Consider the following 23,873-nt stretch of genomic DNA (forward strand, 5'->3'; position numbering starts at 1 on the left):
CCTCCCGTCACGGGGCGACTCCCGCGAGCGCGGGCTTGAAGCCGGCGCGGACGTTCTCGCAGCAACCGGGACGGCAGACGTCGTACCAGGGGCCGAGCGCCGTCATCGACGGCCGCTCCTCGGTCGGCGTGCCGTTGACGCGCTCGAGCACGAGGTCGACGAGCCCGGCGACGTAGACCGGGTCGGTGCCGGGGGTCGCCACGCGGATCGCGACGAGCCCGTTCTCCTCGGACGTCTCGAGCGCTTCGTTGTCGAGGTCCCACATGACCTCCATGTGGTCCGACACGAAGCCCAGCGGCACGATGAGGACGGCCTTGCGGCCGCGAGCGGGCAGCTCGGCGATCGCGTCGTTGATGTCGGGCTCGAGCCAGGGCTGCGTGGGCGGGCCGGAGCGCGACTGGTAGACGAGCTGCCACGGCACGTCCTCGGTGGTGGCGGCCGCCATGACGACCTCCGCCACGGCGAGGTGCTGCGCCTCGTAGGCGCCGCCCGCGCCGAAGCCGTGCACGTCGACGACGGTGCCGTCGTCGTGGCGCTCGTGCGGTCCGCTGCGCTCGGCGTCGGCCATCGGGATCGAGTGCGTCGAGAACAGCACCTCCACCTCGGTGGTGAGGTCGATGCCCGGCAGGCGCCCCTGCAGCTCCTCGAGACCGTCGTGCACGGCCTTGACGAACGGCATGACGAAGCCCGGGTGGTCGAAGAACTGGCGCACCTTGTCGATCCGCAGCTCGCCCTCGAGGCCGGTGGCGTCGAGCGCCGCGGCGTAGTCCTCGCGGTACTGACGGCAGGACGAGAAGGAGGAGTAGGCGCTGGTCGCGATGGCGATCAGGTTCGAGAAGCCGCGCTCCTTCGCCTCCGCCACCGCCTCGCTCATGTAGGGCGCCCAGTTGCGGTTGCCCCAGATCACGGGGAGGTCGATGCCGCGCTTCTCGAGCTCGACCTCGAGGGCCGCCTTCAGCGCGCGGTTCTGCGCGTTGATGGGGCTGACGCCGCCGAAGTGCCGGTAGTGGTGGGCGACCTCCTCGAGGCGCTCCTCCGGGATCCCGCGGCCGCGGGTGACGTTGCGCAGGAACGGGATGACGTCGTCCTGCCCCTCCGGTCCACCGAAGCCGGCGAGCAGGATCGCGTCGTACGCGACGGGCACCTCGACGTGCTCCGGTCCGGATGCGGCGGCCGGGGTGGCCCCGCGGACCAGGACGCCGGAGTCGCTCATCGGGGAGTCGGGAGTCGTGTCGCTCATCGGAGCACCTCTGCGATCTGGTCGGCCTCGATGCGCCGACCGGTGAAGAACGGGACCTCTTCGCGCACGTGACGACGCGCCTCCGTGGCGCGCAGGTCGCGCATCAGGTCGACCAGGTTGACGAGCTCCTCGTCCTCGAGCGCGAGGATCCACTCGTAGTCGCCGAGCGAGAAGGACGCCACCGTGTTCGTGAGGACGGAGCGGAAGCGCGAGCCCTGACGGCCGTGCTGGGCGAGCATCGAGCGGCGCTCCTCCTCGGGGAGGATGTACCACTCGTAGGAGCGGACGAACGGGTAGACCGTGAGCCAGCGCGCCGGCTCCTTGCCGCGCATGTAGGCGGGCAGGTGGTTCGAGCTGAACTCGGCGTCGCGGTGCACGCCCATCGCGTTCCAGGTGGGCAGGAGGACCGACAGGAGGTCGGTGCGTCGCAGCACGCGGTAGCCGCGCTGCAGCTCCTCGGGCTCGGAGCCGACGAGCCAGAGCATGATGTCGGCGTCGGCGCGGAGGGCCGAGACGTCGTAGGTGCCGCGGACGGTGACGCCCTCGCTCGCGAGCTGCGCGACGACGCGCTCGTACTGCTCGGCGGCCGGGGCGGCGGAGTCCTCGGAGAGGCTGAGCGGACGTGCGGGATCCCTGCGGAGGACCGCCCAGAGCGTGTATCCCAGAGGCTGATCGGCGGGAGCCTGATCGGCGGGGCGCTGCGGCGAGGAAGCGGCAGCGGTCTCTTCGCGGGCGGACTGAACGGGACCCGCCGTTCCGGCGGTCTGATCGGTCATTGATCCATCATCCCTCCGCTCGTGCGGATGCACAAAAGCGGCGACGGCTCTGGCGCCGGGGGCTCCGGCGCGCTAGCGGACGACGAACGGCCGCCCCCGTGGGGACGGCCGTTCGGAGAGGGGGTTCAGTCCTCGGTGATCTGCTTGACGACGCCCCAGGCGATCAGCCCGACGGCGGCGGCGACTCCCGCGGCACCGGCGATCAGCGCCGACGGGTTCTGCCGGCCGACGACCCGGAACTTCCGCTGCAGGGTGCGCTGCGCGTTCTTCACCTTGCGCGGCACGTTGATCTTGAACTCGATGGCGTCGAGCGTCGCGGCCAGCTCCTGGCGGGCGCGCTCGATGTCGGCCTTCAGCTGGTCGGGCTTCAGCTGGGCCGGGTCGACGAAGCGGGGGGTGGTGGTGCTCACGTCAGTGGTCATAAGTGCCGACTCCCTTGAACGCCTGGACGTCCTTCTTGATGCTCTCGATCGAGTCCTGCGGAACGGGCGGGACGGCCTTCTTGATCGACTTGACGCCGACCAGCGCGAGCACGACGGCCACGACGAGGAAGAACACGGTGACGATCAGCGCCGACAGCCACGCGGGCAGCCACGACGAGATGCCGATGATCGCGAAGGTCACCAGGGTGGCCCAGGCGGTCAGGAGGAGGAAGGCCGCGACGGCGAACAGGGCGACCGCGAGGCCCGCGCTCTTCGCCTTGCCGGACAGCTCGTTCTTCAGGGAGGCGAGCTCGGCCTTCACGAGCTCGATGACGAGCCCCGGGAGGTCGCCGACGAGCTCGCCCAGTGATCGGGCGTTCTTCGGATTGCGTTCGTTCACCACGGGGGCTCCTCGAGGTCGGGACGTGCCGGCCCGGCACCGGTCGATGGGGCCGAGCGGATGAGAACTACGCCTTGCTCGTGGAGGTCGACGACGCCGATCCTCCCGAGCCGGCCGAGGCCGCGGCCTCGTCGACCTTGGCGGCCGCGCGGCGTGCTGCGGCGGTGGCCTCGGCATCGCTCGCGCCCTGCGACTTCTTCCCGCCCGCGACGGCCTTCGAGACGACCGTGCGCACGATCTCGTACGCCTTGTCCGAGACGGTGCCGAGCTGCTGCTTCGCCGCTCCGCCGACCGCTCCCGCGACGTCCTGCACCGGCTGGGTCTGCCAGAACCGGTTCGCCGCCGCGGCGATCTGCTCGTACCGCTTGCGGCCCGCGCGTGCTCCCAGCACGTATCCGGCTGCGGCTCCTGCCACGAAGATGATCTTGCCCTTCACGCCTACTCCTCGTCCTGGGCCGCTCTCGCGGCTCGTTCACGCGGTCGATGACCACTCGTGTCGGGGCGCACCGCACTCACGCGGGCGCCTGCGACCCAGAGTAGCCGCCGCCGTCGGGTTCTTCGCGCGGGAGCCCGACGCCTTGACGCACCAGGCGGCGGCGGACTAGGGCGGCGGTCTCGGCCGCGTGCGGCAGCACCGATGCGAGCCCGGTCCCGGCGATCCAGGTGCCCGTGACGGCGAGGCCGGGCACGGGGGCGAGGGCTTCCCGGAACGCCTCGAGGTGGTCGCGCCGGCCGAGGGCCGCGGCGGGACGCACGTTCGCCCAGCGCACCCGGGCGGAGGCGACGAGCGCGGCGGGGTCGAGGTCGACTCCCAGCAGGATCGACGCGTCGCGGAGCGCGGTGGCGGCGGCACTCGCGTCGTCGGCTCCCGCGAGCGGCGGCGCCTCGCCCGGCCTGCCGTAGGAGAGGCGGAGCACGTGGCGGCCGCGCGGCAGCGTGTCGGCCAGCCAGGACCACTTCGCGGTCGCGTGGGTGAGCGCCTTCGCCACGACGTCGTCGGCGGTCGGGGCGACCAGCACTCCGGATCCGCGCGGCGCCGCGTCGAGACGGGCGTCGTCGATCACGAGGGTGACGAGCTCGACGGTGTCCTCGCCCGGCTCGTCCGCGTCGCGGGCCGCCGGCACCAGATCGGCGAGCAGCGCGCGCGCATCGTGCTCCGGAGTCGCGACGATCACGGCGTGAGCCGTGAGGTCCGAGCCGTCGGCGAGACGGAGGGAGAAGGGAGCGTCCTCTGCGGGGCGCTCGAGGCTCGCGACACCGGTGCCGGTGCGGATCTCGCCGGAGAGGTAGTCGATCCGCTCGACGAGCGCGGCGACCAGGCGGTGCATGCCGCCGTCCAGGCCCCGCACGGCGACGCCCGCCGGGACGTTGGCACGCAGAGCCGCCACCGCTCCCGCGAGGGAGCCCCGTCGGGTGATCGCGCCGTTCAGCCCGGGAGCCGCGAGATCGACGTCGATGTCCTCGGGGCGCGAGGAGTAGACGCCCGAGACGACCGGGGCGACGAGGTCCTGGAGCACCCGCTCGCCCATCCGGGTGCGGACGAGTTCGGCGAGCGAGTGGGCCCGGCCGATGCGCAGCACCGGCATGAGGGTGTCGAGCCAGGCCCGCGTCGCGGCCCGCCGGCCGATGGCGCGGACCACGTCAGGAGCCAGGGGCGTGCTCGGGATCCCGAGGATCCCGGCGCGCGGAGACGGGACGGAGCGGCCGCCGGACAGGTGCAGCCAGGATCCGCCGGTGCTCGGCTCGACGACCGACTCGGCGAGCGGATGACCGCCGAGGGTGAGCCCGGCGAGCACCTTCTCGACGTGCCCGCCACGGGTCGCGAAGCTCTCGGCCCCCGCGTCGAGCACGGTGCCGGCGAGGTGCAGCGGGGCGACCGAGCCGCCCACCCGCTCACCCGCCTCGAGCACGACGACGCGCAGGCCGATCCGGAGGCACTCCGCGGCGGCGGCGAGCCCCGCGACTCCCCCGCCGATCACCGCGACGTCGTGGTCGACGGGACGCTCGGGACTCACGGCCGCCAGTCGTGCGCGAAGGCGACGAGTCGCGTCAGCACGTCCGGGTCGGTCTCGGGCGGCACGCCGTGGCCGAGATTGAGCACGTGCGCCGGGGCACTGAGACCGCGGCGGAGGACGTCGTCGACGTGCGCGGCCAGCACCTCCCAGGGCGCCGAGAGCAGGGCGGGATCGACGTTGCCCTGCACGGGCACGAAGCCGCCGAGGCGGTGGTTCGCCTCGTCCAGCGGGATCCGGTAGTCGACTCCGACCACGTCGGCCCCGATCGCGTGCATGGCGCCGAGCAGCTCGCCGGTGCCGACGCCGAAGTGCACGATCGGCACGTTCCGGCGGACGCCGCCGCTCTCGAAGGCCAGGTCGCGCACGTGGGTGAGCGCGCGGGTCGAGGCGGGAGCGACGTGCGCCGTGTAGTCGGCGAGGGAGAGCGCCCCCGCCCACGAGTCGAACAGCTGGGCGGCGCTCGCTCCGGCCGTCACCTGCGCCCGGAGGAAGAGGCCGGTGACCTCGGCGGTCCACTCCATCAGCCGGGCCCAGGCCTCGGGGTCGGCGTGCATCAGCGTGCGGGCGCGGATGTGGTCCTTCGACGGACCGCCCTCGACGAGGTACGCGGCGAGGGTGAACGGGGCTCCTGCGAAGCCGATCAGCGGAGTGTCGCCGAGGCCCGCGACCGTGCGGCGCACGCCCTCGCGGATCGGCTCGAGGGTCTCGTCGAGCACCGAGGGGTCGATCGCCGTCAGCTCGTCGACATCGGCGGAGGTGCGCACCGGCTTCTCGAGCACCGGGCCGCGACCCGGCACGATGTCGACCGCGACGCCCGCGAGCCGCAGCGGGATCACGATGTCGCTGAAGAAGATGCCCGCGTCGGTGCCGTGGCGCCGCACCGGCTGCAGGGTGATCTCGCTCGCGAGCGCCGGATCGAGGCAGGCGTCGAGCATCTTCGTGTCGGTGCGCAGCGCCCGGTACTCGGGCAGGCTGCGGCCCGCCTGCCGCATGAACCAGACCGGCGTGCGCTCCGGCCGCTCCGAGCGGTACGCGCGCACGAGCGCCGAGTCGGCTGTGCGCCCGGCCGAGAGGGGGTGCAGCGGATCGAGCAGGCCGTCGAGTGGGGAGGTCACCGCGGCATTATTCCAGGCTTCCCCGAGCGTTCCTCCCGGATCCCGGGCCCGCTCCCCCGGGACGGCGCGTAGACTGCTGAGGTGCTTCTGTGTCTGACGGCGTCGCACAAGAACGCCAGCTTCGATCTCCTCGAGAAGCTCTCCGTCGACTCCTCCGCCGTCGCCTCGGCGCTCGCGGACGGCATCGACTTCGTCTCGGGGGCCGTCGTCGTGGCCACCTGCAACCGCTTCGAGGCCTACCTCGACATCGACGAGCCGCTCACCGCCGCCCGCGCGGTCGCCGTCGAGGCCGCCACGGCCGCCGTCAGCGCCGCGACCGGAGTCGAGCAGGAGCAGCTCCGCGGCAGCGTCGACGTCGTCTCGGGCGACCGCGTGGCCGAGCACCTCTTCGCCGTGTCCAGCGGGCTCGAGTCGGTCGTCGTCGGCGAGGGCGAGATCGCCGGCCAGGTGCGCCGCTCCCTCGAGGAGGCCCGCCGCCTGGGCACCACCTCGTCCGAGCTCGAGCGCCTTTTCCAGCGCGCCTCGCAGACCTCGCGCGGCATCAAGAACCGCACCGGCCTCGGCAGCGCCGGCCGCTCGATCGTCCGGCTCGCGCTCGACCTCGCCTCCAGCCGCATCACCGACTGGCGCGCGGCCCGCGTGCTCCTGATCGGCACCGGCAGCTACGCCCGCGCGACCGTCGCGGCCCTGCGCGATCGCGGCGTCGTCGACATCGCGGTGCACTCCCCCTCCGGCCGCGCCGGGGGCTTCGCCGCGCGGCGTGCCCTGCGCCCCATCGAGGGGGCCGACCTCGCGGCCGAGGCGGTCGGTGCCGACGTCGTCATCACCTGCACCACCACCGAGGCGCCCGTGCTCGACGCGGCCCTGCTGATCGACGGACGGCTCCACTCCGCCGCTCGCGAGCGCCAGCTCGTGATCGATCTGGGCCTGCCCCGCAACGTCGCCGCCGACGTGACGAGCGTCAGCGGCGTGGAGCTGCTGGACCTCGAGACGATCAGCCTCCACGCACCCCTCGAGGTGCTCGACGCCTCCGAGAAGGCGCGCGCGCTCGTCGACAAGGCGGCTCGCAAGTTCTCGGACGTGGCCGACGAGAAGAGCCTCACCCCGGCGGTCGTCGCCCTCCGCGCCCACGTGTTCGACGCGCTCGACGCCGAGATCGAGCGGGCCCGCTCCCGCGGCGACGACGACGGGCGGACGGAGCAGGCGCTGCGCCACCTCGCCGGCGTGCTGCTGCACACCCCGAGCATCCGTGCGCGCGACTACGCTCGCGCCGGCGCGCAGGAGGCGTACCTCACCGGTCTCGAGGCGCTCTTCGGCATCGAAGTACCCGCCGAGCCCGCCGTGGCGCGCCCGCGCAGGGACGACTCCGCCGCCACCGCCTGACCCGTGGCACTGCGGCTCCCCTTCGACGCCGAGCCGATCCTGACCGACCGGCTCCTGCTGCGGCCGCTGCGCGTGGAGGACGCCGCCGATCACGCGCGCTACCAGGGGCACTCCGACGCGGTGCGCTACCTCCGCTGGCCGGTGCGCACTCCGGAGGAGTCGCACGCGCACCTGCTCACCCGGCTGCCGTCCGCGCGGCTCGCCGCCGACGGCGACGTGGTGGTGCTGGCGATGGTGCCGCGCGAGGGCCCGCTCTCGGGGCACGTGGTCGGCGATCTCACGCTGATCGCCGTCTCGGTCGAGCAGGGGGCGGTCGAGATCGGCTGGGTGCTGCATCCGGACGCGCAGGGCGCGGGTCTCGCGACGGAGGGAGCCCTCGCGCTGCTCGACCTCGCGTTCGACCGGCTCGGCGCCCACCGCGCGATCGCTCAACTCGACGACCGCAACTCAGCCTCCGCCCGCCTCTGCGAGCGCCTCGGGATGCGGCGCGAGGCGCACCACGTCGAGGACGAGTACTGCAAGGGCGAGTGGACGTCGACCCTCGTCTACGCACTGCTGGCGCGGGAGCACCGGACCCTCGGCTGATCGAGCAGCCTGCGCAGCGGGCGTACCGAGATCCGCCGGCGCTGGAGCCGGAGGTCTCGATACACCGCTCCGCGGCTACTCGACCAGCGAGAGGAAGAGGCTCACGCTCCGCGCAGGCCCGAGAAGAGGTGCGCCTCGAGCTGGTCGAGCGGGACGCGCTCCTGCTTCATCGTGTCGCGGTCGCGCACCGTCACGGCGTCGTCCTCGAGGGAGTCGAAGTCGACCGTCACGCAGAACGGGGTGCCGATCTCGTCCTGGCGGCGGTAGCGGCGGCCGATCGCGCCGGAGTCGTCGAAGTCGACGTTCCAGAGCTGGCGGAGGCGGTCGGCGACCTGACGGGCGAGCGGCGAGAGCGCCTCGTTGCGCGAGAGCGGCAGCACCGCCACCTTGACCGGCGCCAGGCGCGGGTCGAGGTGCAGCACCGTGCGGGTCTCGACCTTGCCCTTGGCGTTCGGGGGCAGCTCCTGCTCCTCGTACGCGTCGACGAGGAACGCCATCAGCGCGCGGGTGAGCCCGAACGACGGCTCGATCACGAACGGCACGAAGCGCTCGTTGCGCGTCTGGTCGAAGAACGAGAGGTCCTTGCCCGAGTGCTCCATGTGGGTCTTGAGGTCGAAGTCGGTGCGGTTCGCGACTCCCATCAGCTCGCCCCACTCGCCCGACGCGAAGCTGAAGCGGTACTCGATGTCGACCGTGCGCTTGGAGTAGTGGGAGAGCTTGTCCTTCGGGTGCTCGTACTGCCGGATGTTCTCGGGGTCGATGCCGAGGTCGACGAACCAGTCCCAGGCGAGCTGCATCCAGGTCTCCTGCCACTCCTCGTCCGTGCCGGGCTCGACGAAGAACTCGAGCTCCATCTGCTCGAACTCGCGGGTGCGGAAGATGAAGTTGCCCGGAGTGATCTCGTTGCGGAACGCCTTGCCGATCTGGCCGATGCCGAACGGCGGCTTCTTGCGCGCGCTCTGGAGCACGTTGGCGAAGTTGGTGAAGATGCCCTGCGCGGTCTCGGGGCGGAGGTAGTGCAGTCCGGACTCGTCGTCGACGACGCCGAGGTAGGTCTTCATCAGCCCCGAGAACTGCTTGATCTCGGTCCACTGGCCGACCTTGTCGGGGTGCTCCGGGTCCGGGATGTCGGCGAGGCCGTTCACGGGCGGGTGGCCGTTGACCTCCTCGTACTTCTCGAAGAGGTGGTCGGCGCGGTAGCGCTTGTGGGTGATGAGCGACTCGGTGAGCGGGTCGGAGAAGACGCCGACGTGACCGGAGGCGTTCCAGATCGCGGTGGGCAGGATGACGGCGGAGTCCAGTCCGACGACGTCGCCGCGGCCCTGCACGAAGGCCTTCCACCACTGGCGCTTGATGTTCTCCTTCAGCTCCACACCGAGCGGCCCGTAGTCCCACGCCGAGCGCGTGCCTCCGTAGATCTCTCCCGAGGGGAAGACGAACCCCCGGTGCTGCGCGAGGGTGATGACTTTGTCGAGGGTGGTGGATTCTGCCACGGGTTGCTCCTCAGCTGTTCGGGCGCACGGGGCCCCGACGCGCGCCGGCTGCGCGCGTCCTGTGATGTGTGCACCCATGGTAGCCGCGGGGCGCCCGGGCGCCGGGTGCAGGCGGGAGGCGGGAGGATGGCCGCATGAGCAGTCACCCGCCGATCGTCGTGTCCGCCGTCGTCGTCCTCCGCGAGCGCCGCGTGCTGATGGTGACGGCCCGAGGGCGCGACGTGGTCTACCTCCCCGGCGGCAAGGTCGACGCGGGCGAGACCGGCGAGCACGCGGCCGCGCGCGAGGCGCAGGAGGAGCTCGGCACAGCGACCACCCGGCTCGAGGAGCTGTTCGTCGTCCGCACCCAGGCCCACGGCGAGCCGGAGGGCCGCGAGGTGCACATGCGGGTGTACCTCGCGGAGCTGGCGGGCGAGCCCTCGCCGAGCGCCGAGATCGACTCGCTGCACTGGATCGGGACGGCCGACGCGCACCGGTGCCCGCCTGCGGGCGTGGCGACGCTCGAGCGCCTCCGGCTGCTGGATCTCGTCGACTGAGACGGCGACGCGCCCGGCCCGCCGAGCCCGCCGCGCTCGGAGACGGCCGCCGCCGCCGTCGCTCCGCGCCGACGGCTAGCCTCGTGCCGTGGAGACGAGACGACGCGCACGGGAAGAGTCGACGCCGGGCGGGGCCTCGCGGCTCGAAGCGGTGCGGATGGAGGCGGCGGTCCCGATCCTGCGCATCTTCTCGGTCGCGAAGGCGGGCGAGTTCTACGTCGACTACCTCGGCTTCACCGTCGACTGGGAGCACCGCGCGGGCCGCGACGCTCCCCTCTACCTCCAGGTGTCGCGCTCGGGCCTGCGCCTGCACCTCAGCGAGCACCATCGCGACGGCAGCCCCGGAGCGGCCCTGCACGTGTCGCTGCGCGGGGTGCGCGAGCTGCACGCCGAGCTCGACGCCAAGGCCTACCCGTACCTGAACCCGCGCATCACCCGGACGCCCTTCGGCTTCTCCCTCGAGGTGATCGACCCGTTCGGGAACCAGCTCCGCTTCGCCGAAGCCGTGCCGGAGCCGACTAGCGCCTGAGAACGGCGGAGGTCAACCGTTCACGCCACGTCCATCCGTTTCGAAGAGCGGTCGCCTAGCGTGGCTGCGATGGCTGCACAGGTGACGACCGGACGACCAGGCGCGGTCGAGGCGTCGGAGCGGACCTCCCGCGTCCCGCTCCGGGCCCGCCGACTCGCGCAGCACGCGTCGCGCGTCGCCCCGCTGGCGATGGGCACGGTCGCGTCCAGCGCGATCCTGGTCGGCTCGCTCGGCGTCGGGTACCTGCCCGGCGACTCGCCGATCCGGCAGTGGCCCCTCATCGCGACCCTGCGCTCGACCGCCTCGCTCACCGAGATCTGCGCCATCGCCGTGCTCGGCGGCGGACTGCTCCTGCTGCTCGCGTGGCTGCGGCTCCGCTCGACGGCGCGGAGCGGGGACCCGCGCGCGCTGCGCACGATCCTCGTCGCGGCCCTCTCGTGGTGCGCGCCCCTGCTGATCGCCGTCCCCCTGTTCAGCCGCGACATGTTCTCGTACGTGGCGCAGGGGCGGCTGATGGTTCAGGGGATCGATCCCTACTCGAACGGCGTCGCGACGCTGCCCGGCTGGTTCATCCTCGGCGTCGATCCCGTCTGGGCCGATTCGCCGACCCCTTACGGCCCCCTGTACCTCCTGGCAGAGAGGACCGTGGTCCAGCTGGCCGGCTGGTCCTCCCCCGGGCTCTCGGTCGCCATGCTGCGGGCCGTGTCGGTGGCCGGAGTCGTCGTCATGGCCGTCTACGCGCTGCGGCTCGCCCGGTTGCGCGGCCTCTCCGTCCCGCTGACGGCATGGACCGTCGTCGCGAATCCGCTCACGCTCGTCCTCTTCGTCGTCGCCGGGCACAACGACTCGGTGATGCTGGCGCTGATCCTCGCGTCGCTGTTCTATGCGAGCACCGACCGGAGAGTGCTCGCCGTCGTGCTGATGGGCGCGGCGATCGCGGTGAAGCCGGTCGCCGTGATCGCCCTGCCGGTGGTCGCGCTGCTCTGGCTGCGGCGCGACGCGAGCCTGCGGGAACGGGTGCGCGCCTGGCTCTGGACGGGTCTCGGCGCCCTCGGGCTCGTCGTGGCGGCGGGCTTCGCCGTCGGAGTCGGAGTGGGCTGGGTCGCGGCGATGATCGTTCCCGGCACGATCATGCACTGGTACGCGCCGATGTCGCTCGTCTCGATCCTCGTCTCGACCTCCGTCGAGCTGACGGGGCACGACCCCGCCGCGGCCGTCACCCTCGTGAAGCTGCTGGTGCTCACGCTCGCCGGAGTCGTCGCGGGGTGGCTGATGCTGACGCGCCGCTCGATCGATCCGGTGGCGCGGCTCGCGACCGCCCTGCTGGCGTTCGTGACCGCGTCCTCGGCGATCCACCCGTGGTATGCCCTCTGGATCCTGCCCGTCGCCGCGCTCGCGCGCCCGTGGAGGACGGTCCACGTGCACCTCGCGGTGTACGCGACGATCTTCCTGATGTGCGTGACCCTCGCCGAGCCCGTCGAGGGCAACGGCGGGATCCTCGACCAGCTGCCCGGCCGGGTGGCCACGATCGCGGCCATGGCCGTCGTGGGCCTCTACGTGCTGCTCGGCTACACCGACGCCGAGCGCGTCGAGGTGCGCGGGCTCGTGCGCGGTCTGCCGCTGGGCGGCGAGATGCTCGCGCGCGGCTCCGATCTGCTGCAACGGGCGACGGGGGGCCGCGTCGGCTCGCGGCTCGACCGGCGGTACGTGAGCGCTCGGGCGCGCGACTGACGCCCTCGCGCGACCGGCGCTAGGCGCCCGACTCGTCGCTCCGGCGCCGGCGGCGCTCGATCGCGGCCTGCGCCGCGACGGCGGCGGCCTCGGGATCGCCGGAGCCGAGCACGCTCGAGAGCGAGGACAGCCAGCGGGCGTCGTCGCGGCTGCCCTGCAGCGCGTTCGAGAAGAGCGGCAGCTCGGTGCGGGTGGCGTGGATCGCGTAGGACTCGCGGCTGTAGCCGTTGTCCGGAACCACGGGGGCGCGCCGATCGGAGGAGCGCGCGTCGTCCTGGGGGTCGGCCTCGCGCCCGGACCGCCTCTCGACGGCGTCGTCTCGCTGGTTGTCCTCGACCACGGGTCCTCCTCGTCTCACCGCGACCGCGGCGAGCGGGCGGGCGACCCGGCGACGGTGCCGGGCGCGACGGTCAGAGTACCCCGATCACAGGCCGTCCGGCTCGTCGTCGTCCGGTGCCGCCTCGTCGCGCGCGCGAGGAACCGGGCGCCACACGACGACCTCGGTGCGACGCTGCGCGCGCGTGCCGTGACGCAGCGTCACCACGTCGCCCTCGAGTCCCGCCGCGAAGACGCGGCGCCCCGGCCGGTTGAGGAGCTCGTCGGCCAGGGCCGACTCGAGTTCGCGCACCCGCTGGGACAGCGACTGCACCTGGTTCTCGAGCTGGAGGATCCTCGCGATGCCCTCGAGGGAGACCCCCTCGGAGGACAGCCGTGCGACCTCGCGCAGCTGGACGACGTCGCGCATGGAGTAGCGGCGCGACTTGCCCGCGGTGCGGGTCGGCCGGACGAGTCCGAGCCGGTCGTACTGCCGGAGGGTCTGCGGGTGCATGCCGGCGAGGTCGGCGGCGACCGCGATCGCGAACACGGGGGTGTTCTCGTCCATCACCGCCTCCTCTCCGGCCTCTCGGCCCGTCGCACTCGTGCGCTCTAGTAGCGGGCCTTCTCCAGGAGGTCCTCGCGGGGGTTCTCGGCGGGCTCGGCGGCCGCGTAGGCCTCGAGCGCGGCCTTGGCCGCGGCCGACAGGTGGTCGGGGACCGCGACCTGGACGATGGCCAGCAGATCGCCGGTGCCCTTGCCCGTCTCGACGCCGCGCCCCTTGACGCGCAGCACGCGTCCGCTGGGCGTTCCGGGAGCGACCCGCAGCTTGACGGGCTCTCCCCCGAGGGTCGGGACCTCGATCGTCGCGCCGAACACGGCCTCGACGAAGGTGACCGGGACGTTCACGCGGAGGTTCAGTCCGTCGCGCTCGAAGACGGGGTGCTTGCGGACGGCGACGGTGAGCACCAGATCGCCGGGCTCGCCTCCGTCGGGGCTCGGCCGCCCCTTGCCGCGGACGCGGATCTTCTGCTGGTCGGCCACTCCGGCCGGGATGCGGACCGAGAGCGGTCGCCCCTCGCCGGTCTGCAGCTGCACGGTGTCGCCGCGGGTCGCGGTGAGGAAGTCGATGGTGGTGCTGGCCGTGAGGTCGGCGCCCTTCTGCGGGCCGCCGAAGCCGCGGTACCCGCCGCTGGGCTGGCCGAAGCGGCCGCCGGCGCCGCCGAACATCCCGCCGAGGAGGTCCTCGAAACCGGGAGGCGGGCCCTGCTGTGCGCTGTATCCGGAGCGCCCGCCCTGGCCGAAGACGTTGCCGAACACGTCGTCGAAGCCGCCGGGCTGTCCGCCGGCGGTGAAGCGCGCTCCGCCGCCCATCGCGCGGATCTGGTCGTACTCCTTGCGCTGATCCGCGTCCGAGAGGACGGTGTACGCCTCGCTGATCTCCTTGAAGCGCGCCTCCGCGCGGGCGTCGCCCGGGTTCGAGTCCGGGTGGAACTGCCGCGCGAGCTTGCGGTAGGTCTTCTTCAGATCCGCCGCGGAGACGTCCTTGGACACGCCGAGGACCTTGTAGAAGTCCTTGTCGAACCAATCCTGGCTGGCCATGTGCCTCTTCCTGTGTCGAGTGCGGCGAGGGACCCCGCTCCCGGGCCCGCCGGGAGCGGCGGGAGGAGCGGGGTCCCTCGCGGTGGTGCGGAGGGTGTCAGTCGGCGGGGACCGCGACGACCACCTTGGCGGCGCGCAGGAGCGTGCCTCCGAGGTAGTAGCCCGCCTCGACGACGTCCGCGACCGTGGAGGTCTCGGCGCCCGGAGTGGGCTGCTGGAAGATCGCCTCGTGGATGTTCGGGTCGAACAGGTCCCCGACGGCGCCGGTCTTCACCAGGCCGAGCTTCTCGGTCCCGCCGCGCAGCTTCTGCGCGATGGCGGTGAAGGGGCCGCCCTCGGGCAGGTCGCCGTGCTTCTCGGCGCGGTCGAGGTCGTCGAGCACGGGGAGGATGACCTTCACCGCGTCGCCGATGGCCCGCTCCTTCTCGGCCTGCCGGTTCGACTCCGTGCGCTTGCGGTAGTTCGCGTACTCCGCGGTGACCCGCTGGAGGTCGGCGAGGTGCTCCGCAGCGAGCGTCTCGGCGTCGGACTGGCCCGAGAGGAACGAGAGGTCGGCGTCCGAGAGCGTCGTCTCGACGTCCGGGCCCTCGGCCTCGATCAGACCCTCGGTGTCCTGAGCGGCCTGCGCCGCCTCGGCTCCGGTGGTCGGCTCCTGCTCGGGAGCGCCCTCGGTCGGCTCCTGGTCCTGCCCGCCGGCCGTCACTTGGCGTCCTTCGGCTCGTCGTCGTCGATGACCTCGGCGTCGACGATGTCCTCGTCGTCCTTCTTGTCACCGTCGGCGGGAGCGTCCTGCGGGGCGCTCTGCGCGGCCTGGTCCTGCGAGTAGATCGCCTGGCCGAGCTTGGTCTGCGAGGCGTTGAGGGCGTCGAACGCGGTCTTCACCGCGGCGTCGTCGTCTCCGGCGAGCGCGGTCTTCAGCGCATCGACGTCGCCCTGAACCTCGGACTTGACGTCCTCGGGCAGCTTCTCCTCGTTCTCCTTGATCAGCTTGTCGATCGAGTAGGCGAGGGTCTCGGCGTTGTTGCGGATCTCGGCGGCCTCGCGGCGGGCCTTGTCCTCGGCGGCGTGCTCCTCGGCCTCGCGGACCATGCGCTCGATGTCGTCCTTCGGCAGCGACGAGCCGCCGGTGATCGTCATCGACTGCTCCTTGCCGGTGCCCTTGTCCTTCGCGGACACGTGCACGATGCCGTTGGCGTCGATGTCGAAGGTGACCTCGACCTGCGGGATGCCGCGGGGCGCCGGCGCGATGCCGGTGAGCTCGAAGGTGCCCAGGTTCTTGTTGTCGCGGGTGAACTCGCGCTCGCCCTGGAAGACCTGGATCGCGACGGACGGCTGGTTGTCGTCGGCCGTGGTGAAGGTCTCGCTCCGCTTGGTCGGGATCGCGGTGTTGCGCTCGATGAGCTTGGTCATGATCCCTCCCTTGGTCTCGATGCCCAGCGACAGCGGGGTGACGTCGATGAGGAGGACGTCCTTGCGCTCGCCCTTGAGGACACCGGCCTGCAGGGCGGCGCCGACGGCGACGACCTCGTCCGGGTTGACGCCCTTGTTGGGCTCCTTGCCGCCCGTGAGCTTCTTGACGAGCTCGGCGACGGCCGGCATGCGGGTCGATCCGCCGACGAGGACGACGTGCGCGATGTCCTCGACCTTGACGCCCGCCTCGGCGATGACGTCGGTGAACGGCTTGCGGGTGCGCTCGATGAGGTCGCTGGTGAGCTCCTCGAACTTGGCGCGGGTCAGCGTCTCGTCGAGGTTCGCCGGACCGTTCTCGGTGAGCGAGAGGTAGGGCAGCTGGATGCTGGTCGAGGTGCTCGAGGAGAGCTCCTTCTTCGCCTGCTCCGCAGCCTCCTTGAGGCGCTGACGGGCGATCTTGTCCTTCGACACATCGACGCCGGTGGAGTCCTTGAAGCGCTTGACGAGGTGGTCGACGACGCGCTGGTCCCAGTCGTCGCCGCCGAGGCGGTTGTCGCCGGAGGTCGAGCGCACCTGGATGGTCGAGAAGTCGTCGTCCTTGCCCACCTCGAGGAGGGACACGTCGAAGGTTCCGCCGCCGAGGTCGAAGACCAGGATGAGCTCGTCCTCCTTGCCCTTGTCGAGGCCGTAGGCGAGGGCGGCCGCGGTGGGCTCGTTGATGATGCGGAGGACGTTCAGTCCGGCGATCTCGCCGGCGTCCTTCGTGGCCTGGCGCTCGGCGTCGTTGAAGTAGGCGGGGACCGTGATGACCGCGTCGGTCACCTTGTCGCCCAGGTACTGCTCGGCGTCGCGCTTGAGCTTGCCCAGGATGCGGGCCGAGATCTCCTGCGGCGTGTACTTCTTCTCCTCGACCCCGAAGGTCCAGTCGGTGCCCATGTGGCGCTTGACCGACGCGATGGTGCGGTCGACGTTGGTGACGGCCTGGCGCTTCGCGGTCTCGCCGACGAGCACCTCGCCGTCCTTGGTGAACGCGACGACGGACGGGGTGGTGCGGAAGCCCTCGGCGTTCGCGATGACGGTGGGCTCGCCACCCTCGAGGACGGCCACGACCGAGTTGGTGGTTCCCAGATCGATGCCTACGGCACGGGACATAGCGTGTTTCTCCTTCGCGACCGGCCGGCCGTGAAGGCGGTCGATCAGTTGTCGTGAGTGGTGCTGACGTGAGTGGTGCAAACCTCTGCGGGAGTTGAGTCCCGCAGGCTCAAGTTTACGCGGACCATTCCTGGAGTCAAGCCGGGAACGGAGAAGTTGAGTCCAGCGGGCTCAACTCTCGGTGGCAGCTTCCCGCCGTTCACCTCCACGCCCTACGGTGAGCGCATGACCGAACGCGCCGGCCGTCGACCCGTCCTCGCCTGGGGCCTCTGGGACTGGGGCGGATCCGCCTTCAACGCCGTCGTCACCACCTTCGTCTTCACGGTCTACCTCACGACCGACGGCCTCTTCGGCACCCCCAGCGGAGTCTCGGCCGCGCTCGGCTGGTCGCTCGCGGGGGCGGGGCTGGTCGTCGCCCTGATCGCTCCGATCACCGGCCGCCGGGCCGACCTCGGCGGACGCCGCCGGCTGTGGCTCGGGATCCACTCCGCCGTCGTCGTGGCGTGCATCCTGCTGATGTTCCTCGTCCGCCCCGATCCCGGATACCTCTGGCTGGGCCTCGGGCTGCTCGCCGTCGGCACGGTCTTCTTCGAGTTCGCGAGCGTCAACTACAACGCGATGCTCACCCAGGTCTCGACGCGCGCCACGATCGGCCGGGTCTCGGGCTTCGGCTGGGGCATGGGCTACGTCGGCGGCATCGTGCTCCTGCTGATCGTCTACTTCGGCTTCATCTCGCCCGAGGTCGGACTCTTCGGCGTGACCGGGGAGGACGGACTCGACGTCCGCGTCTCGATCCTGCTCGCGGGCGTCTGGTTCGCCGTCTTCGCGATCCCCGTGCTCGTCGCGGTGCCCGAGCTGCCGGCGCGGGCGGGCTCGCGCGAGCGCGTCGGCGTGATCGCCTCCTACCGCGCCCTGTTCCGCCAGATCGCCGCACTGTGGCGCGAGAGCCGCACCACCGTGCTGTTCCTGATCGCGAGCGCCGTGTTCCGCGACGGGCTCACCGGCGTCTTCACCTTCGGCGGGGTCCTCGCGCAGGGCACGTTCGGCTTCACCGCCGGCGAGGTGATCCTCTTCGCCATCGCGGCCAACGTGGTCGCCGGAGTCGCCACCATCTCGGTCGGCGCCCTCGACGACCGCCTCGGCCCCAAGACCGTGATCGTCGCCTCGCTGGTCGGGCTGCTCGTCTGCGGCACCGCGGTCTTCGTGCTGCACGACGGCGGCGCCACCGTCTTCTGGATCTTCGGCCTGCTGCTGTGCCTCTTCGTCGGCCCCGCTCAGTCGGCGAGCCGCAGCTACCTCGCGCGGCTGATCCCGGAGGGACGCGAGGGCGAGATCTTCGGGCTCTACGCCACGACGGGTCGCGCCGCGTCCTTCCTCGCCCCGGCCGCCTTCGCGGCCTTCGTCTCGATCGCCGCGGCGACCTCGGGCGGCGACGAGGCGAACGTGCAGTACTGGGGCATCCTCGGCCTCGTGCTCGTACTCGGCGTCGGGCTCCTCCTGCTCCTCCCCGTGCGCCGCCCGCCCGCCGCGGCGCCGGTCGCGCCGACCGAGCCGCGAGGAGCGGCGCTGCCCTAGAGTGTCGGAGCCGTCGCCCCGACGGCCCCCGCCCGCAGAACGACGGCGGGCGACCCGGAGGAGCGGCATGGCACGGCGGACGACGAACGAGGATCCCGCACGACGCGGACCCGAGCGGCACACCAGGAGTGCCGAGCAGGCCGTCGACGCTCCTCGCACGAGTCCCGCCGACGGCTGGCCCACCGCTCCGGCGCAGGCCGCCCCCGCTCCGGCGGCCGACCGCCCGGCGTCGATCCGCGTCAAGAAGAAGCGCCGCGTCCCTCGTCGCACCCGGATCGCGAAGACCGCGAAGCGGATCGGCTACGGCCTGCTCGTCGCGGCGCTCCTCGCGGGCCTCGCGGTCGTCGTCGTGCTGATCGTCGCTCCGCACCAGCTCTTCTGAGCGGAGGGGCTCACCCTCAGGTGGCGAGCCAGAAGACGATCAGCAGCAGCGTGACCAGGAACCCGGTCAGGAAGTTGAGCGCGAGGAACCGCTTCCAGCCCGCGTTCGCCCGCTCCGCCTCCGCGTCGCTCAGCGAGCGGTACGGCCAGATGCTGAGCGCGTAAGGCACGGCCAGGATCACGGCGAGCGTCCCCGGCCACGGCAGCAGCAGGAGCAGCAGGCCGCTCGCGACGTAGGCGGCGATCGCGAAGCGCGTGGTCGCCTTCGCCCCGATGACCGTGGCGATCGATCCGATGCCCGCGGCGCGGTCGGCGAGGATGTCCTGCACCGCCCCGAAGGCGTGGCTCGCGATGCCCCAGAGGAAGAACGCGACGAGCAGGGCCACCAGAGGCCCGGTCACCGTGGTGCCGGCCAGCGCGATGCCGTAGACGGCCGGGCTGACGAAGTGGGTCGCCGAGGTCAGCGAGTCGACGAACGGCCGCTCCTTGAAGCGCAGTCCCGGCGCGCTGTACGCGATCACGGCGAAGACGCTGATCGCCAGCACGAGCCACGAGACCGGCGAGCCGAGGATCACGAGCGCGACGAGGAACGGCACGTTCGTCGCGACGGCCGCGATCAGGGTCGCGCGGTGCTCGCTCCGATCGAGGACGGCGCCCTCGACGCCGCCCTTGCGAGGGTTCCGCAGATCCGACTCGTAGTCGAAGACGTCGTTGATCCCGTACATCGCGAGGTTGTAGGGGATGAGGAAGTAGAGAGTGCCGAGCACGAAGGCGAGATCGATCTCGCGGGTGGTCAGCAGGTAGGCGGCCGCGAAGGGGTACGCCGTGTTGACCCAGCTGAGGGGCCTGCTCGAGACGAAGAGGGCGCGGAGTCGGTTCACGAGGTGCTCCCGGTGGTGCGTCGGCGGGCCGGCAGGATCGACCAGAGCGCCGGGAGCGCGACGGCCGCCGCGATGGCGTAGGCGAAGTCCTCGATCGGCGCGACGCCGATCCTGATCCCCGAGATGAGCGAATCGTCGTAGGCCACCAGGAGTCCGACTCCGATCATCACGTTGTCGAAGACGGCCGTCATCACGAGCAGGACGACGAGCGTGCCGGCGAGGGGGCCGAGGCGGAGCCGACCGCGGCGCAGGGCGATCACGAGGACCACCAGCACCACGGCCAGGAAGACCGTGTTCAGGAGGAGGTAGGTCACGCGCGCGCCTCCGCCCGCTTCTCGAGCGCCCCGTGGACGTCCATCGACAGGTAGCAGAGCAGGGTGAGGAAGAGGACCTCCTCGACCGGGAGCTCGGGGGCGAGCTGCAGTCCGGTCATGTACGGGGTCTCGCCGCGGAAGAAGACGCCGAGCCCGATCCCGAACAGGTCCCAGATCAGGAAGAAGACGACTCCCGCGGGCAGCACGATCGCGGCCCGCCGGGCGTCGTTCCAGAAGAACAGCCCGAAGCGCCTGTCGAGCACGACCATGCCGAAGATCGAGACCGCGAGCGCGAGCAGGTAGACGACGCCCACCGGCTACTCCGCCGGGCCGGCGAGCACGGCGTCGCGCACCTCGGCTCCGACGGTCGGAGCCACCGGGGCGTCTGGCGCGCCGCGCACCGGGATCGGCTCGGTCGAGACGTCGCCGCGGACGCGCTTGAGCATGACCTCGGCGCTGATGACGCACATCGGCAGGCCGATGCCGGGGATCGTCGAGCTGCCGGCGAAGAGGAGCCCGTCGACGTGCGCGCTCGCGTTGCCGGCGCGGAAGAACGCGCTCTGCTTGAGCACGTGCGCAGGGCCCAGCATCGAGCCGCGCCAGGCGCCGAGGTCGGTCTCGAAGTCGGCCGGGCCGATCGTGCGCCGCACGACGATCCGGTCGGCGAGGTCCGCCGCTCCGGTCCAGGTCGCGATCTGCCGGATGGCCGCGTCCGCGATCGCCTCGACCCGCGCGTCGCCCTGGCCGTCGACTCCGCCGTGGCCGATCGAGGTGTCGGCCGGGATCGGCACGAGCACGAAGAGGTTCTCGTGCCCGTCCGGAGCCACGCCCGGGTCGGTCGCGCTGGGACGGCAGACGTAGAGGGAGGCGGGATCCGGCACCGAGGGGTTCTCGCCGAAGATACGGCCGAAGTTGTCGCGCCAGTCCTTCGTGAAGAGAAGGGTGTGGTGCTCGAGCTGCGGCAGCTCGCCGCGCACGCCGAGGAGGATCAGCACGGCGCTCGGACCGGGATTGCGGTCCTCCCAGTACTGCGGCGGGAAGGTGCGCTGCTCGTCGGGCAGGAGGGACTGCTCCGTGGTGAAGAGGTCGGACGCGTTGACGACGAGCTCGGCGGGCAGGCGCTCGACTCCGTTCGGGCCCTCGAACTCCACTCCCACGACCTCGGCACCGCGACGGCTCCCGCGGGGAGCGCGGGCGGTGAGGATGCGCGTGGCGGGCGACGAGGTGCGGATCGTGACGCCCGCCTCCTCGCCGACCTCGGCGACGGCCTCGATCAGCCGCGTGAATCCGCCCATCGGGTAGAGCACGCCGTCGGCCAGGTCGAGGTGGCTCATCAGGTGGTACATGCTCGGCGCGTCGTACGGCGAGGAGCCGAGGAAGACGGCCGGGTAGCCGAGGATCTGCCGCAGGCGGGTGTCGGTCACCGCGGTGCCGGCGAGGGAGTCGAGCGAGGTGAGCAGGAGCTTCCCGAGGGTCGCCGTGCGAGAGAGGACGTCCTTGCGCAGCAGCGGGACGAAGGACGCGAAGCTGGTGTAGAGGAAGCGGCGCTTGGCCATCTCGTACGTGTCGCGCGCCGACTCGAGGTAGGCGCGCATCCGCTCGCCCGAGCCCGGCTCGACGCTCTCGAACAGGGCGATGTTCGACTCGAGGTCGGCGAGCACGTCGAGCGGCTCCTCGACTCCCTCGCTGTAGACGCGGTAGCCCGGATCCAGCTTCACCAGGTCGAGGCGCTCGTCGGCGCTCGTGCCCATCAGCCGGAAGAAGTGGTCGAAGACCTCGGGCATGAGGTACCAGGACGGACCGGTGTCGAAGCGGAACCCGTCGCGCTCCCACGAGCCGGCGCGGCCGCCGACGACCTCGCGCTTCTCGAGCACGGTCACGTCCCAGCCGTCGCGGGCGAGGAGCGCGGCGGAGGCGAGTCCGCCGATGCCGCCGCCGATCACGACCGCGCGGTGCGGTCCGGAGGCCGAACGGCTCGCGCGGGCGGGGCCGCGACCGAGTCGCGGAGCGAGAGTGGACGCGGCGGCGCGGGCGGCCAGCGCCGTCTTCGTGGCCGTCGGCACGCTGACGCGGGCCCGGAGCAGCTCCTCGGCCGGCGTCTCGCGGATGCGGTCGGCCAGCGCCTGGAAGAGCGAGTGCGCGAGCACGACGGCCCGGCGGCTCGACCGGGGCAGCTCCGGGATGATCGCGGCGGCCTCGGCGAGGTCGTCGTCGAGGTCGGCGAGCAGCACCGCCTTGTCCGTCTCGGAGAACGCGCGCGGGTCGACACCCGGGAAGTAGCTGCGTCCGAGTCCGTCGACGTCGGCCGCCAGGTCGCGGAGGAAGTTGACCTTCTGGAACGCGGAGCCCAGGCGCCGGGCACCGGCGACCAGGCGCTCACGGGCCGCGGGCGCGACGTGGCCCGCATCCGGGGCGGCGAGGAACACGTGCAGGCACATCAGCCCCACGACCTCGGCGGAGCCGTAGACGTAGCGCTCGAACGACTCGGGCGTGTGCACGGTCTCGCGGAGGTCCGCCCGCATCGAGGCGAAGAAGGGGCGGGTCAGCTCGGTGCCGAACCCGGTCGCCCTGGCGGTCCTGGCGAAGGCGTGCACCACGAGGTTCGAGCTGTAGCCGGAGTCGAGGGCGCGGTCGGTCTCGGCCTCGAACGCGTCGAGGGCCTCCTCGACGGCCGCGCGGTCGAGCTCGGCCGCCTCGGCGACGCCGTCGACGATCTCGTCGGCGACGCGCACCAGGGCGTAGACGTCCTCCACCCGCTCGCGGACGCCGCGCCCGAGCAGCCGCGTGGCGAGTCCGAACGACGTGGAGTAGCTGCGGATCACCTGCGCGGACGCCTCGTGCGCGACTCGGTCGTACAGTTCGCTCTGCCGGGTCATCGTGCCACCGTACGGGTCGTGGATGTGCGGGGGGTCATCGGTGCGGAGGGCCGCGCGTGGCGGCCGCGCACGACGAGGGTCATCGGGTGCGTCCGACCACGCTCGCGACGAGCGGGCGGACCTCGACGCGGAACGCCTCCGAGACCGCGGGAGTGTTCAGCGCCTCCCAGGCGCGGTTCGCGAAGTCGCCGGCGAGGGACTCGGCGAACCCGCGGGCACCGCACTCCTCGAGGATCCGGCGGACGCGCTCGGCGGTCTCGCCGCTGAGGTGCTCGTCGCCGATCAGACCCTCGATCTCGGGCCAGCAGTCGGTGCCCGCCGCGTGCGCGATCAGCACCGTGCGCTTGCCCTCGCGCAGGTCGCCCAGCGTGGTCTTGCCGGTCTGCCCCTCCGAGCCGAAGACGCCCAGCAGGTCGTCGACGATCTGGTAGGCGATGCCGATGCAGCGGCCGAACTCGCCCAGCGCCTCGACGGCCTCGTCGGAGGCCCCCGCCAGGATCGCGCCCGCCTGCAGCGGCGCCTCGAACGAGTAGACGGCGGTCTTCAGGCGCTCCATCTCGAGCACCTCCTCGACCGAGGGCATGCCGGGCATGAGCGAGAAGTCGACATCGGCGAGCTCCCCCGCTGCCGAGGCGAAGACGGCCTCGTCGAGCAGCGTGAGCAGGCGGGCGCGGACGGCGTCGTCCGCTCCGACACCCTCGATGAGGCGGTGGGCGCCGGTCAGCGCGAGGTCGCCGGCGATGACGGCGACGGAGGTGCCGCGGTGCTCGGCGATGGGGATGGAGAGACCGGCGGTGGTCGCCTCGTCGCGGTAGCTGCCCGAGACGTTGGGTCCGCCGCGTCGGACGAAGTCGCGGTCGATCACGTCGTCGTGCACGATCAGCGCGGTGTGGAGGAGCTCGAAGGCGGCGCCGAGATGCGCGGCGGCCTCCGGGTCGCGCCCGCCCAGGGCCTCGTACGCCGAGATCACCATGAGGGGGCGGAAGCGCTTGCCCCCGCGGGTGTTGGCCTCGAGCGTCTGCCACAGGGTCGTGTACCGCGTCCCCAGCCGCTCCGCCCGGGCGCGCGCCAGGGAGAAGAACCGGTCGAGCACGGCATCGACGTGTTCCTGCCGCTTCCGGGAGAGAACCACGGGGTCGCGT

25 protein-coding genes are annotated in these 23,873 nt (G+C 72.1%); 7 read left to right on the forward strand and 18 right to left on the reverse strand.

Annotated elements, in window-relative coordinates; genetic code table 11:
• Positions 1-7: 7 nt before the first annotated feature.
• From LRG51_RS08170 to hemE, 7 genes are all read right to left on the reverse strand, one after another.
• Positions 8-1,240 carry a ferrochelatase gene (locus LRG51_RS08170; protein ID WP_230672086.1) on the reverse strand — a complete coding sequence of 411 codons (1,233 nt, stop codon included), beginning with the start codon at positions 1,238-1,240 and terminating at the stop codon, positions 8-10.
• Positions 1,237-2,016, reverse strand: coding sequence for a hydrogen peroxide-dependent heme synthase (gene hemQ, locus LRG51_RS08175; RefSeq protein ID WP_230672088.1), 780 nt, complete (start codon positions 2,014-2,016; stop codon positions 1,237-1,239). The genes LRG51_RS08170 and hemQ overlap by 4 nt, the downstream gene beginning before the upstream one ends.
• A 125-nt stretch (positions 2,017-2,141) precedes the next feature.
• Complete coding sequence (locus tag LRG51_RS08180; RefSeq protein WP_230672090.1) at positions 2,142-2,426, reverse strand: DUF3618 domain-containing protein; 285 nt, start codon at positions 2,424-2,426, stop codon at positions 2,142-2,144.
• Between the two features lies 1 nt (position 2,427).
• Positions 2,428-2,841: a phage holin family protein gene (locus LRG51_RS08185; RefSeq protein WP_055786441.1), complete on the reverse strand. Its 414-nt coding sequence runs from the start codon at positions 2,839-2,841 to the stop codon at positions 2,428-2,430.
• Positions 2,842-2,905: 64 nt separating this feature from the next.
• Complete coding sequence (locus tag LRG51_RS08190; RefSeq protein ID WP_055786438.1) at positions 2,906-3,274, reverse strand: hypothetical protein; 369 nt, start codon at positions 3,272-3,274, stop codon at positions 2,906-2,908.
• 76 nt (positions 3,275-3,350) lie between these two features.
• On the reverse strand, positions 3,351-4,853 hold the full coding sequence (gene hemG / locus LRG51_RS08195; RefSeq protein WP_230672092.1) for a protoporphyrinogen oxidase: 1,503 nt from the start codon (positions 4,851-4,853) through the stop codon (positions 3,351-3,353).
• Complete coding sequence (gene hemE, locus LRG51_RS08200; RefSeq protein WP_230672094.1) at positions 4,850-5,968, reverse strand: uroporphyrinogen decarboxylase; 1,119 nt, start codon at positions 5,966-5,968, stop codon at positions 4,850-4,852. Before hemE ends, hemG begins: the two co-directional genes overlap by 4 nt.
• 81 nt (positions 5,969-6,049) lie before the next feature.
• Between hemE and LRG51_RS08205 the strand changes: the two genes are divergently transcribed.
• Both LRG51_RS08205 and LRG51_RS08210 read left to right on the forward strand, forming a co-directional pair.
• Positions 6,050-7,351, forward strand: coding sequence for a glutamyl-tRNA reductase (locus LRG51_RS08205; RefSeq protein ID WP_230672095.1), 1,302 nt, complete (start codon positions 6,050-6,052; stop codon positions 7,349-7,351).
• A 3-nt stretch (positions 7,352-7,354) separates the two neighbouring features.
• The gene (locus tag LRG51_RS08210; protein WP_230672098.1) at positions 7,355-7,936 is read left to right on the forward strand and encodes a GNAT family N-acetyltransferase; all 582 of its coding nucleotides are present in this window, start codon (positions 7,355-7,357) and stop codon (positions 7,934-7,936) included.
• A 101-nt stretch (positions 7,937-8,037) separates the two neighbouring features.
• Here the strand turns inward: LRG51_RS08210 and LRG51_RS08215 are convergent, their stop codons facing one another.
• Positions 8,038-9,429 carry a glycine--tRNA ligase gene (locus tag LRG51_RS08215; protein ID WP_230672100.1) on the reverse strand — a complete coding sequence of 464 codons (1,392 nt, stop codon included), beginning with the start codon at positions 9,427-9,429 and terminating at the stop codon, positions 8,038-8,040.
• A 134-nt stretch (positions 9,430-9,563) separates the two neighbouring features.
• Here LRG51_RS08215 and LRG51_RS08220 point away from each other — a divergent pair, with 134 nt between their 5' ends.
• The 3 genes from LRG51_RS08220 to mptB all read left to right on the forward strand — a co-directional run bounded on the left by LRG51_RS08220 (position 9,564) and on the right by mptB (position 12,225).
• A complete protein-coding gene (locus LRG51_RS08220; protein ID WP_107574463.1) occupies positions 9,564-9,965 on the forward strand; it encodes an NUDIX hydrolase in 402 nt (133 codons plus the stop codon).
• A gap of 88 nt (positions 9,966-10,053) precedes the next feature.
• Positions 10,054-10,494, forward strand: coding sequence for a glyoxalase superfamily protein (locus tag LRG51_RS08225; RefSeq protein WP_200930960.1), 441 nt, complete (start codon positions 10,054-10,056; stop codon positions 10,492-10,494).
• Positions 10,495-10,563: 69 nt separating this feature from the next.
• Positions 10,564-12,225, forward strand: a complete 1,662-nt coding sequence (gene mptB / locus LRG51_RS08230; protein ID WP_230672102.1) for a polyprenol phosphomannose-dependent alpha 1,6 mannosyltransferase MptB — start codon at positions 10,564-10,566, stop codon at positions 12,223-12,225.
• A gap of 19 nt (positions 12,226-12,244) precedes the next feature.
• On the opposite strand, the gene LRG51_RS08235 is transcribed toward mptB, so the two are convergent.
• From LRG51_RS08235 to dnaK, 5 genes are all read right to left on the reverse strand, one after another.
• Positions 12,245-12,565 (reverse strand): hypothetical protein, encoded by a 321-nt coding sequence (locus LRG51_RS08235; protein WP_230672104.1) that lies wholly within the window; start codon positions 12,563-12,565, stop codon positions 12,245-12,247.
• Positions 12,566-12,649: 84 nt separating this feature from the next.
• Positions 12,650-13,108: a heat shock protein transcriptional repressor HspR gene (locus LRG51_RS08240; RefSeq protein WP_230672106.1), complete on the reverse strand. Its 459-nt coding sequence runs from the start codon at positions 13,106-13,108 to the stop codon at positions 12,650-12,652.
• 44 nt (positions 13,109-13,152) lie between these two features.
• A complete protein-coding gene (locus tag LRG51_RS08245) occupies positions 13,153-14,142 on the reverse strand; it encodes a DnaJ C-terminal domain-containing protein (RefSeq protein ID WP_055786395.1) in 990 nt (329 codons plus the stop codon).
• A 97-nt stretch (positions 14,143-14,239) separates the two neighbouring features.
• Positions 14,240-14,845 carry a nucleotide exchange factor GrpE gene (locus LRG51_RS08250; protein ID WP_230672108.1) on the reverse strand — a complete coding sequence of 202 codons (606 nt, stop codon included), beginning with the start codon at positions 14,843-14,845 and terminating at the stop codon, positions 14,240-14,242.
• Entirely contained in the window at positions 14,842-16,704 is a 1,863-nt protein-coding gene (dnaK, locus tag LRG51_RS08255; protein ID WP_056866338.1) for a molecular chaperone DnaK, read from the reverse strand. The genes LRG51_RS08250 and dnaK overlap by 4 nt, the downstream gene beginning before the upstream one ends.
• Positions 16,705-16,929: 225 nt before the next feature.
• On the opposite strand from dnaK, the gene LRG51_RS08260 reads away from it, so the two are divergent.
• Positions 16,930-18,279 carry an MFS transporter gene (locus tag LRG51_RS08260; protein ID WP_055786388.1) on the forward strand — a complete coding sequence of 450 codons (1,350 nt, stop codon included), beginning with the start codon at positions 16,930-16,932 and terminating at the stop codon, positions 18,277-18,279.
• Positions 18,280-18,346: 67 nt separating this feature from the next.
• On the forward strand, positions 18,347-18,661 hold the full coding sequence (locus tag LRG51_RS08265) for a hypothetical protein (RefSeq protein ID WP_230672109.1): 315 nt from the start codon (positions 18,347-18,349) through the stop codon (positions 18,659-18,661).
• 16 nt (positions 18,662-18,677) lie between these two features.
• Here LRG51_RS08265 and LRG51_RS08270 read toward each other — a convergent pair whose 3' ends face one another.
• From LRG51_RS08270 to LRG51_RS08295, 5 genes are all read right to left on the reverse strand, one after another.
• Entirely contained in the window at positions 18,678-19,541 is an 864-nt protein-coding gene (locus LRG51_RS08270) for a prenyltransferase (RefSeq protein WP_107574458.1), read from the reverse strand.
• Positions 19,538-19,855, reverse strand: a complete 318-nt coding sequence (locus tag LRG51_RS08275; RefSeq protein ID WP_055786381.1) for a lycopene cyclase domain-containing protein — start codon at positions 19,853-19,855, stop codon at positions 19,538-19,540. The genes LRG51_RS08270 and LRG51_RS08275 overlap by 4 nt, the downstream gene beginning before the upstream one ends.
• Positions 19,852-20,169, reverse strand: a complete 318-nt coding sequence (locus LRG51_RS08280) for a lycopene cyclase domain-containing protein (RefSeq protein ID WP_082480957.1) — start codon at positions 20,167-20,169, stop codon at positions 19,852-19,854. The genes LRG51_RS08275 and LRG51_RS08280 overlap by 4 nt, the downstream gene beginning before the upstream one ends.
• 3 nt (positions 20,170-20,172) lie before the next feature.
• Positions 20,173-22,731 carry a phytoene desaturase family protein gene (gene crtI, locus LRG51_RS19590; protein WP_329958730.1) on the reverse strand — a complete coding sequence of 853 codons (2,559 nt, stop codon included), beginning with the start codon at positions 22,729-22,731 and terminating at the stop codon, positions 20,173-20,175.
• 79 nt (positions 22,732-22,810) lie between these two features.
• Positions 22,811-23,863 carry a polyprenyl synthetase family protein gene (locus LRG51_RS08295; protein WP_055786375.1) on the reverse strand — a complete coding sequence of 351 codons (1,053 nt, stop codon included), beginning with the start codon at positions 23,861-23,863 and terminating at the stop codon, positions 22,811-22,813.
• Between the last annotated feature and the right edge of the window lie 10 nt (positions 23,864-23,873).

The organism is Rathayibacter sp. Leaf248 (genome assembly GCF_920939495.1).
Lineage (GTDB): Bacteria > Actinomycetota > Actinomycetes > Actinomycetales > Microbacteriaceae > Rathayibacter > Rathayibacter caricis.

Coding starts and splice junctions, on each gene's coding strand:
- crtI (WP_329958730.1), bottom strand. CDS start 22,731: ATGACCCGGCAGAGCGAACTGTACGACCGAGTCGCGCACGAGGCGTCC.
- mptB (WP_230672102.1), top strand. CDS start 10,564: ATGGCTGCACAGGTGACGACCGGACGACCAGGCGCGGTCGAGGCGTCG.
- LRG51_RS08245 (WP_055786395.1), bottom strand. CDS start 14,142: ATGGCCAGCCAGGATTGGTTCGACAAGGACTTCTACAAGGTCCTCGGC.
- LRG51_RS08265 (WP_230672109.1), top strand. CDS start 18,347: ATGGCACGGCGGACGACGAACGAGGATCCCGCACGACGCGGACCCGAG.
- LRG51_RS08170 (WP_230672086.1), bottom strand. CDS start 1,240: ATGAGCGACACGACTCCCGACTCCCCGATGAGCGACTCCGGCGTCCTG.
- LRG51_RS08260 (WP_055786388.1), top strand. CDS start 16,930: ATGACCGAACGCGCCGGCCGTCGACCCGTCCTCGCCTGGGGCCTCTGG.
- dnaK (WP_056866338.1), bottom strand. CDS start 16,704: ATGTCCCGTGCCGTAGGCATCGATCTGGGAACCACCAACTCGGTCGTG.
- hemQ (WP_230672088.1), bottom strand. CDS start 2,016: ATGACCGATCAGACCGCCGGAACGGCGGGTCCCGTTCAGTCCGCCCGC.
- LRG51_RS08220 (WP_107574463.1), top strand. CDS start 9,564: ATGAGCAGTCACCCGCCGATCGTCGTGTCCGCCGTCGTCGTCCTCCGC.
- LRG51_RS08240 (WP_230672106.1), bottom strand. CDS start 13,108: ATGGACGAGAACACCCCCGTGTTCGCGATCGCGGTCGCCGCCGACCTC.